Origin of the sequence: Catenovulum agarivorans DS-2, from assembly GCF_000568405.1 — a bacterium.
GTDB lineage: Bacteria > Pseudomonadota > Gammaproteobacteria > Enterobacterales > Alteromonadaceae > Catenovulum > Catenovulum agarivorans_A.
Genome location: NZ_ARZY01000024.1, coordinates 60,247 through 76,407, shown reverse-complemented (window position 1 = coordinate 76,407; position 16,161 = coordinate 60,247). Strand labels below are relative to the sequence as shown.

The following is a 16,161-nucleotide window of genomic DNA, read 5'->3' as shown; positions in this document are numbered from 1 at the left end:
TTTGCGAAAATCAATCACAACCATCTCTTCAAATTGTTGGCGCTGTATGCTTTGTACATATTATAAAGGTGCAGCGATAAATACGTTTGATGAGGATGGGAATGGCGAACAAACGAACCAACTTCAATTTGCATGGATGCAATTTGCGAGCGCCCAGGGATGGCTTGCAGCGATTGGTGAGTTGGTCGGAATTTCCAGCCGATTTTGCGGAGGTGAAATTGCACTATATAAGGGTGCCAACATGCCCATTTGAAGCATAATTTTCTAAAAGCGCTGTACACCGTCCATGGTCGCTTACACAAGGCTTCCCTGCCTTGTGAAATTTTAGAAAATCAGCATTCAAATAGACATTAATTAACATTTTTATAGCGATAGAAAAAAAACGAGTTCAACATGGATAAATTAAATTGTATGCAGGCATATTGTGCCGTAGTCAAAGAAGGTGGATTTTCCGCCGCAGCCCGTAAGTTGGGTATTTCTAAAGTAGTTGTTAGTCGCGCAGTGTCTGCACTAGAAAGCGAACTCGGTATACGCCTACTACACCGAACTACACGACAAATGAGCACAACCGAAGAAGGTCAAGCCTACTTTGAAAGATGCGCCCCCTTACTAGAAGAGTTTCAACTGCTTGACGATGCAATAAAATTCGAGCACGCCAATGCCAAAGGAAAATTACGCCTCGCCGTGCCGTCAGAAGCCTTCTCACAACAATATCTAACACCAGTGTGGATTAAATTCGCCCAAGCATACCCAGATATCGAACTCGACATCATGATGTCCGACAGATACATCGACATAGTCGAAGAAGGCTACGATGCAGCAATACGTATTGGTAAATTACAAGACTCAAGCTTAATAGCCAAAAAGATAGCAGATATGGAACTGGTGTTGTGTGCAAGTCCCGATTATTTAAAACAACATGCAACAATAGATCACCCAGAGCAACTATCCGAGCATCAACTGGTGGTCGACAGCAATTTTCGTGGTGGTCAAAGTTGGTCTTTTACCAAAGGCCGTGAAGAAGTGTCGGTACGTGCAAGCGGAAAAATCAGAGTTAATAGCACACTAGCCGTTTCTAGCTTTATTCAATCAGGTTTTGGTATTGGCACCTGTTTATCCTTTTTAGTCGAAGACAAAATCAACTCAGGCGAATTGGTTCGGTTACTTCCAGAGTGGAATTTAATGCAAGGCGGCGTATATATTGTCTACAGTCATAGAAAACATTTATCCAACAAAGTACAAGTATTTAGCCAGTTTCTAGCAGACAACTGTTTCAAATAAAGAAACAGTAAAACACCAAAAACAAATATTGTTTCAACAAAACCCAAATGCCAAACTTAATGCAACTAAAAAACGCAACTAAACTAACGAGGAAAGCATCATGTTACGTAATGGCAAATGGGTAGAAAACTGGCAACCAATTCAACAAAAAAGTGAAGATGGTGATTTTATTCGACAATCATCAGGGTTTAGACAAGGTGTAGTAAAAAATGCCCCCGCTGATAGATACCACCTATATGTGGCATATATATGCCCGTGGGCGTGTCGCACGCTTATGTTGCGCAAGCTAAAAGGCTTAGAGCACGCAATATCAGTGTCCGTTGTCAATCCAGTTCTAACAGAGCAAGGCTGGGCGTTTGACAGTCCAGAACAAAACTTGCAAAAAGACTACATGCATCAACTCTATACACATAGTGACAATCAGTACACCGGTCGTGCTACTGTGCCAGTGTTGTGGGACAAATATCAGCAAAAAATAGTTAACAACGAGTCAGCTGACATTATTAAAATTCTCAACGATGACTTTAATCATCTAGCACAAAACGATATCAATCTGCGCCCCACTCACTTATTAGAAGAAATGAGCGAGCTAAACGAGCTTATCTACGACAAAATAAACAATGGTGTTTACCGCGCTGGTTTTGCCAGTACACAACAAGCATATGAGCGAGGTTATTACGATGTATTTACAGGGCTAGATACATTAGAAGAAAAATTAGCGCATAGAAAATATCTACTTGGCGAACAACTCACCGAAGCTGACATTCGGCTATTTGTAACCTTGATTAGGTTTGATCTTGCTTACTACAGTGTGTTTAAGTGCAATAAACAGCGTATTCGCGACTATCAGCACTTACATGCGTATATGCACAGAGTTTATAACCTTCCAGGCATTAAACAAACCGTTAATGCGCAGCACATCAAACAAGGGTACTATTCAATCAAAACCTTAAACCCAAACGGTATAGTGCCGCTTGGGCCCGACCAAATCTAAAGGAGATACGATGCCTGCATCAATGCAACAAATCACCGACTACTTATATGAACTTGGTTCACTCAAATTGGTTAATAGAAAAACCTATGTAAAAGGAGAGATTAGAGTAGAAAACTCAGCTGAACACTCATGGCATTTAGCCATGGCATGCTGGAACATAGCTGAAACGTTTAACTTACAGCTTAATCACGAAAAGCTGATTAAACTGGCTCTAGTACACGACCTTGGTGAAATAGATGCAGGCGACACTTTTTTGTACTCAAAAGACAGAACCAACGCACACATCAAAGAACGCAACTGTGTAGCAAGATTACAAGACTATGCGGGGAATGGTTGCCAAAATCTTACAAATATATGGGAAGAGCAAGAAACAGGCATAAGCGCAGAAACAAAACTGCTTAAAGCCGTAGATAGACTTTTACCCTTCATGTACAACATCAAAAGCCAAGGCAAAGCTTGGCGAGAACTAAAAGTAAAACGTAGTCAGGTTGCAGCTGCCCACTCTTTTATAAAAAACGATTTTCCTGAAATCCATCAATGGATGTCAGAGCAAGTTAAAGTCGCCGTTTCTAAAGGCTGGCTTATTGACGAATAAGCTTATAAATCAGTCTTATTGTCAATTTAGACGTAAAACTTTGTAAACAAGCCTATACAAACGAACAAAAGTTAAACGATTAACCAAAGTCGGTTAAATAATTCTATTAATCAGTTTGACTTTATCCTAATATAGCAAAGTAAGAAGAGCATACTCTTCAAGCATTGAGTCAAAGTTACGGATTGTTTGCGGAAGCTGTAAGATTATGGAAAAAGAGAAAAAACAACCAAAGTCAGATGTAAAATACACTGCACCTGCTTTAGAAAAAGGCTTAGATATCATTGAGTTACTATCTAAAGAACCTGATGGCTTACGCCTAAAAGATATTGGCGGCAAGCTTGAAAAATCTGTCTCAGAAATATTTCGAATGGTCTCGGTACTCGAACGCAGAGACTACTTGTCTTTTGACCCATCAACTGACCAATACTCATTATCATTAAAACTATTTGAAGTTGCCTTTGATAATATGCCAGTCAACAGCCTTGCGCGATCAGCGGGTGCGATAATGGAAAAACTAGCACAAGAAACGGGGCAACCTTGTTACTTAGCAATGGCGTATAAAAACCAAGCCATGGTAATACAACAAAAAGATGCACCACTCGACTGGTTAATTTGTGCTCGACTTGGTGCACGTTTCGACTTGGAAGTATGTTGCCCCGGCAAACTCATGTTAGCGTATCAAGATACCCCATGCGATAAAGATGAAGAGTTTGCGCGAATACGCAAACAAGGTTATATGCAAATGAATAGCCCATTTTTAACTGGAGTAGAAGAAATTGCATTTCCAATCTTCGATCGCTTAGACCAAGTAACTGCAAGCTTAGTTATTAATTACATTAACCACCCAGGCAGTGAGCAGATCTGCGATATTCAACACGCTATCTCCAAAGGACAACTTGCAGCAATTCGAATCTCAGACAAAATTAAAGTAAGTTAAACTTAATTTTTCTACATAATTGATACAATTCATACCTTTAAGCGCAACGTAAATTTCAAATTACAGTTGCGCCTTTCATTTTATTGGCTAAAATCCTGTTAATAGATAAAATTAAAATAATAAATTCAGCCTCAACTGGACTAACGCATTGATGCTAGCGTTAAACAAAGGCCTATCAAGGAAAAGCCATGGATAATGTCATTACCTACGATGTGGAAACATCCTACCCTTATTTAGAAGACGACCTGCAAGTAGACCAACGTACGTTTGAAGCCATGTGGAAATTGTTCTGCAATATCAAAGAACATTGGCAACTGTCTGTACCAGAACAAGGCGTAAAATCTCAATTACTCGTATTTATGCAAAATCGCATCAAAGTCGATTTAAATTATTATGCCGACTATAAAAATGCCGCCAAAGTGATTCGAGAACTAACCTACCAATTAGGTGAAAAAGCAGCATACGAAAAATTATTTACCGACCCAGCAGCAAACCTACAACCCCCTAAAACTCATTTGGCAAGAGCAAGGCAACGCGTTTCCAACGAATTTATCACCTTAGCACTGGCCGTTGGTGGTTTTAAAACGTTTGGGGCCAAAAACGCCCTTGGGTATATCAGTGGCGCCAATATCGCAGGAGCAACACCATACAGAACAATTGAGGACGTATAATGAATCACACAACGGACGTATTAATAGTCGGCTCAGGTGTAGCCGCGGCCGCTATTGCGCAAAAAATATTAACAAAAGATCCACTGAAGAAAATAACCATAGTTGAAGCGGGCAGCAAAGTTAAAATGCGCGATTTTGCCATACACCAAAATTATTTGGTCACAGGTAACTTGCCATACGAATTCTGCCAAGACAAACCTTATCCAACCAAAGACAGCACAGGTGAAAATGAGAGTCTAGGCAGAACACTTATACCAATGCAAGGCTCACGTCTAATGATGTATGGTGGCTCAACCGTGCATTGGGGCGGTTGGTCATTTAGATTAAAACCAGAAGATTTTAAACTCAAAAGCAACATTGAAAAGCAAATTAACAAACTGCAAGGCCACTATGACTTAATCGACTGGCCATTTGACTACAATGAGCTAGAACCATACTACTGCGAAGCCGAACATTACATAGGCGTATCGGGTGATTCTAATGACCCAACAGTTCCACGCAGTCAAGATTACCCGTATCCAGCCTTTCCATATACTGCGGAAGACAAACCCGCACTTGCAGCATTGCAGAGTTTACAACTAAAGTTTAGCCATATGCCAATTGCACGTCATGGTATCTCAGCATCAGATTCAATTCATCCTCCGTGCCAAACAACAGGCACCTGTAAGTATTGTCCTTTTGGTGCACGTTATGTCGCAGCCAATTATATCGACGACATGCTCCAGTACCGTGACTACCCTAACCTAGAAGTAAAAACAGGTATTGTCGTTGAAAGCCTAATCATGTCGGGTAAGAACAGCATCAAAGGCGTGCGTTTCCATGATAAAAACATTTCCGAAACTAAAAGTTTTGAATTGCGAGCAACCACAGTTATTTTAGCCGCCGGCGCAATAGAATCAGCCAAACTGCTGTTACGTTCAATTGATGCGTATTGGCCTAATGGTATAGGAAACGACCACGACTTAGTTGGCCGAAACTTAATTACTCACCCATATATGATGTTTGAAGCCGACTTACCAGAGAATCCTGATGGATTAATGCCTGAAATGGATTTTCCAACTTTAGTATCTCGCCATTTCGATAGTGAAACTCAACAGCTCATGGGTAAATACATAATTGTAAACCCATCGAGCAGCATAGGTACGCGCCTTGCAAATGAAATGCAAAGTGGTAAACCATTTAGCGTGATTAAAGATGAAATAACTGGTAAAAGCAAAATACAACTCCATGTATTAATAGAAATTTTTAGCCAATATGAAAACCGTTTATACAATGCAAGTAAACGTAATCATATTGGATTAGTCGAAACTGCGATCGACTTTGATCAAGGTCCTGACTTCAACCCAAGAGTTAAACAAGTTCAAGCTGATATTGAGAAAATTTTTACCGCTATGGGTGCAAAAAACACTCGATTAAAAACCATATCGTGGCGAGCTGATCATGCTGCTTGTACAACCCGCATGGCCGACACACCAGACAAAGGAGTGGTTGATAAGAACTTAAAGGTATTTGGCGTAGACAATTTATATGTATGCTCTAATGGCTCATTCTCAACTTTAGGCGCGGTAAACCCAACGCTAACATTAACCAGCTTAGCGATTCGCCTAGCCACCCATCTAAACAACAATGTGTTTGCACAAGTCAAACCAGTCGTCGTTAAGGAAACCGTGTAAAATGGACGCCACGCAGAAATTAGCCAAAATACAACAAGATTTACAAACGGCAATAGAATTAGAACTCAGTACATTGCCTCCATATCTAACAGCCTATTTTTCTATTCATCCAGGCACTAATGTAGCTGCTGCGAACGCGATAAGAAGCGTGTTTATGGAAGAAATGCTCCACCTATGTTTGGCTGGCAATACCCTAGTCTCTATTGGTGGTCAGGTTAAACTGGGTAAAGACAATATCCCAAAATATCCGTTAACACTTGAGTTTAAAGGTCGAGAATTCGCAATAAATTTAGAGAAGTTTTCTAAAAGTGCCATTCAAACCTTCAGAAGAATCGAACTTCCTGATGGCATGCCACCGCTAGAATTAAGCTTAAAAGCACAACAAGATCTTAATGTAGATGGGTACAGTATTGGCGAGTTTTACCACAACATAATTAAAGAGCTTGTAGCGCTAGACAACGAATACAGCAAACAAGGTAAACACTTATTTAGCCAAGATACCAGTAGTCAAATAACTGAAACATATTTTTGGCGTGGTGGCGGAAAACCCATTGCTGTCACAGATATATCATCGGCAAAACAAGCGTTAAATGAGATTATCGACCAAGGTGAAGGAGCCGCGGCTAGTCTGTACGACGGTGACTACGACGACTATGACCAGCACCAAGATCTCGCACATTATTATAAATTTAGTCAAGTCTATTATGGACGCCATTACCTACCAGATGACGACCCTAAAATGCCACCAACAGGCGAGCCGATAGAAGTAAATTACCAACAGGTTTATTCAATGGTGAAAAACCCAACACATCAGTCTTATGCCCAGAACCCTGATTTACAATCACTCAATCATAAATTTAACCAAGCATATAGTTTGATGTTACAACAAATAGAACAAGCATTCTCAGGAAACCCTAGAGTGCTCTACAACGCTATTATGAATGGGATGCACGATCTATCACCCATAGCGACAACCATGGCGAAAATTGAATTAGACCCAGCAAAAACAGATGGCTTGACTGGGTGCCCTTCGTTTGAATGGGTCGAGCCTGTTGAATAAGTGAGGATAAAATGGGATTTAAAATAGAAGTAAACTCAATTTTACGTAGCGACGAGCAATACGACTTAAAAGTGGGTGAAATATACTCATTTAGCAAACAAGGCAGTCGCGTGTTTTTTGACGACATCCCCGTTTGGTTAACTGACAGCAACTGGTTGGCTTTAGCTGAAATCAGTATTGTTAGCCAAACACGCGAAAACAATCAGCTTTGCGGACAATTTAGAGTTGACTACATCTACCAAGGTGAAGAACAACAAAATATCACCAATATGTTCATTCGCATGTACGGCGGATTGATGGACCCATACATTTACTTGTTATCAAGCGAAGCCGAGTACAAACAAGCGTTAGCAAGCGGACAATTTGTCAGAGACAGCCTCCAAACAGAAGGTTTTATCCACGCCAGTCCAAAAAGCCAGCTCAGCCGAGTGGCAAATAAATTTTACAAAAAAACTGAGCAGCCAATTATCATAGAACTAGATAAAAAGTTAATTACCAGCGAGGTAAAATGGGAGCCGGCAACGGGCGGACTCTACCCGCATATTTTTGGCCCGATCAATATTGACAGTGTATACAAAGTTATACCGATAGCACCTGAATCATCAGGTGATTTTAGTATTGATATTACAGCACTATAACAATAATAATTTAGCCTCAGCCAACTGAACTCAAGCTGAGGCAAACATGGAACAAGGACGGATTTATGGCAATAAATACTCATTCCAGCGACACAGAAAAGCTCGCATCACTGTTAGATGCGCTGCTTAATGCCACACCAGATTTAATTTTTGCCAAAGATAAAAATTTCAAGTACATAGCCCACAATCAAGCATTTGCTAAATTAGTCGGTCGCCCCAACGAAGACCTAACAGGAAAATCAGATGACGAGTTATTTAAGGACCAACAGGCAGCTAAACGCCTGCGTTTAAAAGACCAACACATTCTTGCAACAGGTGAAACACAAACTAGCCAAGAAACAACGGTTTATCCAAATGGCAAAACCATCAAAGTTGATACATTAAAAGCACCTTTCTATGACGAACAAGGTGAATTAATGGGTTTGCTGGGTATTTCAAGGGACGTCACCCACAGAGTCGAAACCGAGCAACAGCTGAGTCAAGCAAAAGACAAAGCAGAAGCTGCAAACCAAGCCAAATCGGAATTTTTGGCCAAGATGAGCCATGAAATCCGCACGCCAATGAATGCAGTTATCGGTTTAACACAACTGTTAAAACGTACCAAACTCGACCATGAACAAGCCGACTATGTTGATAAAATACTTAACTCTGCCGACGTATTATTGAGTGTGATTAACGATGTTTTAGACTATTCAAAGATTGAAGCAAACTCTCTTTCGATTGAAAAAGTCCCGTTTAGCATTCAAAAAGTACTGGACAAAACCATCACAATTTGTGAGCTCAAAGCACTAGAAAAGAACCTAGAATTTATCCTAGATCTGTCCAGCAATGTGCCCAACTATGTAATGGGCGACCCCAATAGGTTGCAGCAAATACTGGTCAATTTGGCTAATAACGCAATTAAGTTTACTCAACATGGCCATGTTATCGTCAAAATAGAACTCGCTGACCGACAAGATAAGCAAGCACTGCTAAAATTTTCTGTAACTGACACTGGCATCGGCATCTCTGAACAATGCCAAAAACAATTGTTCAACGCGTTTTCTCAACTAGACAACTCACTCACGCGTGAGTTTGAAGGTTCAGGATTAGGCTTAGTCATCTGCAAGCAGATTGTCGAGCTGATGGGTGGACACATCTCAATTATCAGCGAAGAAGGACAAGGCTCAACTTTTAGCTTTACCATGCCTTGTGAAATAGTCGATGACGCTAAAAAAACGCTGCCACACCAAATTGACTACACTAAACTGAAAACGTTAGTTGTCGATGATAGCGTGGTTGCCAGAAGCATATTAGTAGAGCTACTCAGTGAATTAGGCATGCATGTAGACTGCGCCGATAGTGGTCAAGACGCAATAAACATGGTAAAAAAAGCCAGTGAAATTCGCCGAGATTACGACCTAATCATTATGGACTGGCGTATGCCAGGCATTGATGGCATCAGCGCAGCCGAACAAATAAAACAAGACTTAGGTAAAAATCATATTCCAGCAATCTTACTGTTATCGGCATACGATCTAGACGAAGCGCGCAAACAATCTGGATCAATCCACATAGATGCATATGTCGAAAAGCCAGTAAAACCACAAACCTTGTTAGATGGCATCTCTCGCAGCCTATGCAACCACAACCCAATTGCAAGCCCAACAAAACAAGCTAACTGGCATACAGCCACAACCTCAAAATGGGATGGTAGCCAACTAGATTTTTCTCAAGCGAAAATCCTAGTGGTAGACGACAACACCATTAATCGTAAAGTAGTCTGCGGCTTTTTGTCAGATACCAATATCCAAATAGACATCGCAGTAGATGGTGAGCAAGCGCTAGACAAAATATTTACCTACCAGTACGACCTGGTATTAATGGACATTCAAATGCCAAGAATGGACGGCTATACGGCAACACGCCATATTCGACAAAAAACCCAATACGATGATCTACCTATCATTGCAATGACAGCCCATGCGCTTGATAGTGATAAATCATTGTGTATCTCGAAAGGCATGAATGCGCACCTAGCAAAACCCATCAACCCAGATGAATTATTTGCAACCATATTGAAATGGCTGAAAGCCGATAAAATTACCCAACGATCAAGCCAAGTTGTCCACCAGCACACAGAGTTCGACCAACTGATAGAATCAATGAGTTGGATTCCACAACTTGACGTCAAAAAAGCACTGGCTCGCTGCCAAAATAACCGCAAACTATTTTGCAAACTGGTTGGCGATTTTGTTGCAGAGCATCAACAATCTGTCGCAGATTTTCTCAACCTAAAACGCAATGACAATAGCAAAGCGCTATTTATCAAAGTGCATAGTCTAAAGTCGAGTACAGCTTATATAGGCGCTTTCGTTTTATCGCAACAATGCGCAAAATTAGAGAGTCAAATTGAGCTAAAACAAGACTACTACGCTACGCTAAAGGCCGTGTGCAACGAGCTTGAACAAATCATCAATGCACTGGGTTACATATTAAAATCGAATAAATCCGCAGCAGATCACAAACAGGCGAAAACACCTGTTAAAACACAACTACAAGCGCTACTTCCCTTACTAAAAAATTCAGACTTTGCGGCGGAAGAGCTTATAAACAATTTAATCGAAAGCAGCCACAACACTGAATACGCAGAGCCAGTAAAACAAATATCTACATTTGTCAGCGAAATAGAGTTTGAATTGGCCAGTGAGTTGTGTGAAATAACCTTAAATCAATGCCAATAAAGAGAAAGCAGATGATTAGTCCAGCCTTAAGAATACTGATAGTCGATGACGAAAAGCCAAACTTGGTGGTGCTCAGCAACTTGCTAAAAACCGAAGCACAAATAACCCTTGCAAGCAATGGAAAAGCGGCAATCGAAAAAGCCCAAGAACTAAAACCCGACATCATCTTGCTTGATGTTGTGATGCCTGATCAAAATGGCTTTGAAGTGATAAAACAACTTAAAGCTTGTGAAATTACTCGCGCCATCCCAGTAATTTTTATAACCGCACTAGGTGATGTCGCCAGCGAAGAAACGGGTTTTGAACTCGGCGCATGCGACTATATTTCTAAACCATTCCATCTTGGCATAGTAAAAGCCCGAGTAAAGCTGCACTTAACCATAGCACGCCAGTGCATTATGTTAGAGATGCTCGCTAATGTTGACCCCCTGACTACCATACCTAATCGAAGGAAATTCGATGAACAACTAGAAGCCGAATGGCTAATTGCCCAACGTAATCAACAACCTCTCGTCCTTGCTATGGTTGATGTAGACAAATTTAAGCAATACAACGACCACTATGGCCATGCAGCTGGTGACAAAGTGCTAACGCAAGTAGCGCAAGCACTTAATAAACAACTACAGCGCCCAAGAGACTTTGTTGCACGATACGGCGGCGAAGAGTTTGTGATAATTATTGGCGATAGTGACTTATCAGGTGCAAAAGCAGTGCTAGACAATTGCCGCCAAGCCATAGAAGATTTAGATATAGAGCACGAGCTCAGCACACATAACAAAATCACGATTAGTGCAGGTGCTATTATATGCACGCCCAACAATGGTGTAACCTCCGTACAAGCACTAAAACAAGCTGATACCATGCTTTACCAAGCTAAAGAATGCGGCCGCAACCAAGTCTGTTGGAATGAGTAACCCCAGCCAATGGCTTAGCGCTTACCGCTAAGCCAAACTTAACAGCTCTTACCACCACAAAAAACACAAGTGATAATTATTCGCATTACCACTTCCACTATTGATATTATTTCTATACAATGCTGCGCAAATTAATCCCATCTACCTATAAAACTCAAATTTGGGATATCAAATCATTAATAATAATACTGAGGGCGATATGCGAACTAAGTTAAAACTGTCAGCTGTTGTAATTGCAATGCAAATAGCTTCACTCAACACCGTACTAGCGGACCAAAGCAAAAAAAATGTTGAAGGACAAATAGAAACCATCGTAGTTACTGCGACAGGTTTCGAGCAAAAATTAACCCAAGCACCTGCAAGTATTTCTATCATCACAGCTGAAGACATTAAATTAAGTTCATTTACCAACTTATTGGACGCAGTAAAACACCAAGAAGGCATTGATATAGGCACAACCCGAGACAAAACTGGCCAAGGCAGCGTGAGTATGCGTGGTCTAACTGGTGAATATACCTTGTTATTAATTGATGGTAAGCGTCAAAATAACCATGGTGATATTTATCCAAATAACTTTGGCGGCAACGCTTTTAATCACCTTCCACCGGTCGATACCATTGACCGAGTAGAAGTTATCCGTGGTCCAGCATCTACTCTATACGGTGCAGATGCCTTAGGTGGTGTTATTAATGTAATTACCAAAAAACACACTAAAGATTGGGGCGGTTCAATTACATTTGGACGAAGCTTGCAACAAGATGATGACTTTGGTGACGACATCACCACTGATTTTTCAGTGCAAGGTCCGCTAATTGCCGACGTATTAAGTTTAGGTATGCGCGCAAGCATTTACGAACAACAAGCGTCTTCACCGCAATTCTCACCAGCTGTCGACCCAAATGGTCAAGTACATGTCCGCTCTCTTGGTTTTGGTAGCGGCGGGCGCACCGTTGACAGTAAAAGCGAACATTTTGGTTTCAGCTTAAATTACACTATGGCCAAAGGCCAAGAGTTAATGTTTGACTACGATAACTCTCATCAAGAATACGATAATACTCCAAGATTCAACGTCGACACAGGCGAAATTATCTACCCACTTGGTACCAAAGACAGCATTGAAAGCTTATGGCAAGACCGTGGTGGTAAAGTTAACCCGCGTGCAGGCTATGCAGCTGAACAAGAATTCGATCGCGAGTGGTGGTCGTTAAGTTATGAAGGTGACTTTGAATTTGGTGCGGTTGCGGCATCAGTCTCTTATGTTGATACTCAAAACAATGGACGAACTTTGCCACTCAGTGTCGCGGAACGTTTATTGTTACAACAAATGTACGACGGTAGCGGTGACTATGCTGATATGGATGAAGCCGCACGAAAACAATTGGCTGAAGATACATTTTTACCCCGCCCTGCTCGTCCGTTAGATAGCAGTCAATACACTTATGATTTACGCGTCGATATTCCGGTTAATAACCTTGTAGGCGATCACAATCTGGTATTAGGTGCGCAAGCAATTGATGGTGAATTGCAAGATGGTGTATTTGGTTTAGAAAGTGGTCAAGCAGGTGCGATTCAACAACAAAAAATGTATTCATTTTTTGTAGAAGACAATTGGATGATCACAGATAAATTTACCCTAACGGCAGGTATCCGCTACGAACGGCAGGTATCCGCTACGACAACCACGATGTATTTGGTAGCCAAACCTCACCGCGCGCTTATGCTGTGTACAACATAACGCCAGAGTGGACGCTTAAAGGTGGTGTCAGCACAGGCTACAAAACGCCTCAAACCACAGATTTATACGATGGTATTACCGGTTTTGGTGGCCAAGGCACCAGCCCATTTGCCGGTAACCCTGAGCTCAAACCAGAAACCAGTGTCAACTCAGAGATAGCTTTGTATTGGAGCCGTGGTGACAACAATTTCAACATCACCTATTTCGATACTAAATTTGAAGATAAAATTGCCCGCGGTGATACGGTGCAAAGCTGTGTAAAAACTGGCGGTGTACGCCCATGTGTTAACTTAGGTCAATACGACCAACTGGGTTACCAAACCTACAGCCAAAAAATCAATATCGACGAAGTGGCTTTACAAGGGGTTGAAATCGCTGGTCGCTATCAATTCTTGACCGACTGGTCAGTGTATGCCAACTACACATGGACCGACAGCGAGCAGAAAAGTGGCCCAAATGCTGGACAGCCATTAACCAATACAGCTGAACATATGGCTAATCTTACACTGAATTGGACCGCAACCGACAGCTTGTATGTTTATTTGCAAAGTGAATTGCGCTCTGACCGTTACCGCGGCTACGACTCTGTACTTAAACGCGAATTGCACTACAAAAATTACTCACTGCTTAATTTAGGCGCACGTTGGACGCTAAACGACTATGTAATGGTGAGCTTGCGCGTAAACAACTTATTGGACAGAGACTTTACCTCATACACAACCACTTATGATGATTTAAATAACGATGGTGTATACGAATACCTCTCGGGTCGTGGTGTTGTGAGCGAAGTTAACTTTACAGATGACTACAACGTAAAAGACAAAGCTCGCAACTTCTGGGCAAGTGTATCAGTTAGTTTCTAACGATTAATCGCGGCAAGGTAACTTGCCGCATATCGTTTCGGAGAAAGAATGCAGTTTAGTTTAGGCTCAGTCAGACAATGGCACTGGATAAGTGCCGCCTTTGCGCTTGTGGGCATGTTGTTATTTGCAATTACTGGTATTACGCTCAACCACGCCGCTGACATTAAAGCAGCTGCAAATGTACAAGTGGTCGAAACAGAAATACCTGCAAGATTAATCACAACATTAAAAAAGCAAGCTGAGCAATCTATAGAAAAAAACACCACTGTGAAGCCCAAAGCATTTACCACTTGGTTAGCCGAAGTACATAACATTCAAGTGTCATCAAACGCTAAAACAGAATGGAGCGACGATGAACTTTATATAGTGCAGGCAGGCCCAGGTTCAGATGCATGGCTCGCAGTAGATTTTTATACCAATCAGTTAACCTACGAGAAAACCGACCGAGGCTGGATAGCTTATTTCAATGACCTTCACAAAGGCCGGGATACTGGAACCGTATGGCGATGGTTTATCGACTTTTTCGCTGTTGTTTGTATTGTTTTTTGTCTATCTGGATTGATTTTACTCTGCCGTCAAGCAAACCACAGATGGATGACATGGCCCATTACCCTGCTTGGTGTAGTGGCCCCTGCCATTTTATTGTTAGCGTTTGTTCACTAATTTTGAATCACCATTGGAGAAATCAACGAATGAAAATTGGAACATTGTTTTGTGGCTTTATTTGTGCACTCGCCACAACAGCAGTACATGCCAAATCTAATTTGCAACTAGAAGTTACGATACCGCGCTTACAAGTTGCGGAATACCACCAGCCTTATGTCGCAGTATGGTTGGAAAATAGCCAACGCAAAGTCACCCAAATTGCAGTTTGGTACGACATCGAAATGGAAAATGGTAAAGGTGAAGAATGGCTAGCCGATTTACGTCAATGGTGGCGTCGTGGCGGCCGTAAATTATCTTTCCCGATTGATGGCATAACGGGCGCAACCAAAGGCCCAGGTATGCACACAGTCGATTTTGATCTATCCAAAAGCCTCAATCAATTACCAGCAGGCAAATACACATTACGGATAGAAGCAGCCCGCGAAGTTGGTGGTCGCGAGCTATTGCAGATACCAATTACGTTGCCAATTGATAATAAAGTTTTACCGCTGACTGTTGAAGGCAACACTGAATTAGGTTTAGTGCGCTTATCGGCAACTCAATAAACATCAAAAATATTTAAGGACCCTAAATAATGTTCAGCAAAAAAATAATTCAAACCACGTTATTACCCATAGCTTTAATGTTAGTGACAGCCCAAACAAATGCACACCGGGCATGGATTAAACCCAGTGAAACCGTGTTATCAGGTGAAGAAAACTATGTCACATTTGATGCAGCTGTTTCCAATACATTGTTCATTCCTGAGTATGTTGCCTACCGTCCCAATAGCATAGCGGCATATGCACCGAATGGTAACAAGCTCACGCTAGAAAATGTCGCCACAGGCAAATATAGATCAACGTTTGATCTTAAACTTACTCAAACTGGTACTTACAGAATTGCGTCTGCTTCTGCGGGTATTCGTGCAATGTGGCGAGATGACGAAGGTAAACGCAAAATGTGGCCACCAAGAGGCCAAAGTGCACAAGGTGAAACCTTTGAAACAGCTGTACCTAAAAATGCCAAAGAGCTACGTGTTTCTTACAGTGCTCGCCGAGTTGAAACATTTGTTACCTTAGGTGAACCAAGCACAGAGTCACTAAAGCCAACTAATAAAGGATTAGAATTGGTTCCGGTAACACATCCAAACGATTTATACGCGACTGAAAGCGCTGAATTTATTATGCTGATCGATGGTAGCCCAGCCGCTGGTGCAGAAGTTGAAATTAACCGAGGCTCCATGCGCTATCGCAACCAACAACAAAGCATAAACCTAACCACAGATGAAAATGGCAATTTCAGCGTTACGTGGCCTAAAGCTGGTATGTATTTTATCGAAGTCTCATACGAGGATGATAAAGCGCAAGCACCAGCCACCAAACGCCAAGGTAAATATTCAGCCACATTTGAAGTTTTACCACTGTAATTC

Annotated in this window: 16 protein-coding genes; all 16 read left to right on the top strand. The window is 41.5% G+C overall.

All coding sequences use genetic code 11. The annotated features are described in order from the left end of the window. On the top strand, window positions 1–253 hold a 253-nt coding region (locus DS2_RS20880; protein WP_235188603.1), incomplete at its 5' end, for a hypothetical protein. A 140-nt stretch (window positions 254–393) separates the two neighbouring features. Continuing rightward, entirely contained in the window at window positions 394–1,281 is an 888-nt protein-coding gene (locus tag DS2_RS12890) for a LysR family transcriptional regulator (RefSeq protein WP_035015224.1), read from the top strand. A 100-nt stretch (window positions 1,282–1,381) separates the two neighbouring features. Then, window positions 1,382–2,275, top strand: a complete 894-nt coding sequence (locus DS2_RS12885) for a glutathione S-transferase family protein (protein WP_035015223.1) — start codon at window positions 1,382–1,384, stop codon at window positions 2,273–2,275. 10 nt (window positions 2,276–2,285) lie between these two features. Next, on the top strand, window positions 2,286–2,870 hold the full coding sequence (locus tag DS2_RS12880; RefSeq protein ID WP_035015222.1) for an HD domain-containing protein: 585 nt from the start codon (window positions 2,286–2,288) through the stop codon (window positions 2,868–2,870). Window positions 2,871–3,075: 205 nt separating this feature from the next. Beyond that, window positions 3,076–3,807 (top strand): IclR family transcriptional regulator, encoded by a 732-nt coding sequence (locus tag DS2_RS12875; protein ID WP_035015221.1) that lies wholly within the window; start codon window positions 3,076–3,078, stop codon window positions 3,805–3,807. A gap of 188 nt (window positions 3,808–3,995) precedes the next feature. Then, entirely contained in the window at window positions 3,996–4,478 is a 483-nt protein-coding gene (locus tag DS2_RS12870; protein ID WP_035015220.1) for a hypothetical protein, read from the top strand. Then, entirely contained in the window at window positions 4,478–6,151 is a 1,674-nt protein-coding gene (locus DS2_RS12865; RefSeq protein ID WP_035015219.1) for a GMC oxidoreductase, read from the top strand. Before DS2_RS12870 ends, DS2_RS12865 begins: the two co-directional genes overlap by 1 nt. Window position 6,152: 1 nt before the next feature. Continuing rightward, complete coding sequence (locus DS2_RS12860; RefSeq protein ID WP_035015218.1) at window positions 6,153–7,211, top strand: ferritin-like domain-containing protein; 1,059 nt, start codon at window positions 6,153–6,155, stop codon at window positions 7,209–7,211. Window positions 7,212–7,222: 11 nt separating this feature from the next. Further along, on the top strand, window positions 7,223–7,849 hold the full coding sequence (locus DS2_RS19950) for a DUF952 domain-containing protein (RefSeq protein ID WP_051479859.1): 627 nt from the start codon (window positions 7,223–7,225) through the stop codon (window positions 7,847–7,849). Window positions 7,850–7,914: 65 nt separating this feature from the next. Then, window positions 7,915–10,572 carry a PAS domain-containing hybrid sensor histidine kinase/response regulator gene (locus DS2_RS12850; RefSeq protein ID WP_051479858.1) on the top strand — a complete coding sequence of 886 codons (2,658 nt, stop codon included), beginning with the start codon at window positions 7,915–7,917 and terminating at the stop codon, window positions 10,570–10,572. Between the two features lie 11 nt (window positions 10,573–10,583). After that, complete coding sequence (locus DS2_RS12845; RefSeq protein WP_035015217.1) at window positions 10,584–11,486, top strand: diguanylate cyclase domain-containing protein; 903 nt, start codon at window positions 10,584–10,586, stop codon at window positions 11,484–11,486. Between the two features lie 199 nt (window positions 11,487–11,685). Beyond that, entirely contained in the window at window positions 11,686–13,221 is a 1,536-nt protein-coding gene (locus DS2_RS20875; protein WP_235188602.1) for a TonB-dependent receptor domain-containing protein, read from the top strand. Beyond that, a complete protein-coding gene (locus DS2_RS20870) occupies window positions 13,209–14,084 on the top strand; it encodes a TonB-dependent receptor domain-containing protein (protein ID WP_419177447.1) in 876 nt (291 codons plus the stop codon). Before DS2_RS20875 ends, DS2_RS20870 begins: the two co-directional genes overlap by 13 nt. A 48-nt stretch (window positions 14,085–14,132) precedes the next feature. Next, window positions 14,133–14,747 carry a PepSY-associated TM helix domain-containing protein gene (locus DS2_RS12835; RefSeq protein ID WP_035015216.1) on the top strand — a complete coding sequence of 205 codons (615 nt, stop codon included), beginning with the start codon at window positions 14,133–14,135 and terminating at the stop codon, window positions 14,745–14,747. A 29-nt stretch (window positions 14,748–14,776) separates the two neighbouring features. Further along, on the top strand, window positions 14,777–15,295 hold the full coding sequence (locus DS2_RS12830; protein WP_051479857.1) for a DUF2271 domain-containing protein: 519 nt from the start codon (window positions 14,777–14,779) through the stop codon (window positions 15,293–15,295). A gap of 77 nt (window positions 15,296–15,372) precedes the next feature. Beyond that, on the top strand, window positions 15,373–16,158 hold the full coding sequence (locus tag DS2_RS12825) for a DUF4198 domain-containing protein (protein ID WP_419177448.1): 786 nt from the start codon (window positions 15,373–15,375) through the stop codon (window positions 16,156–16,158). Window positions 16,159–16,161 lie beyond the last annotated feature (3 nt).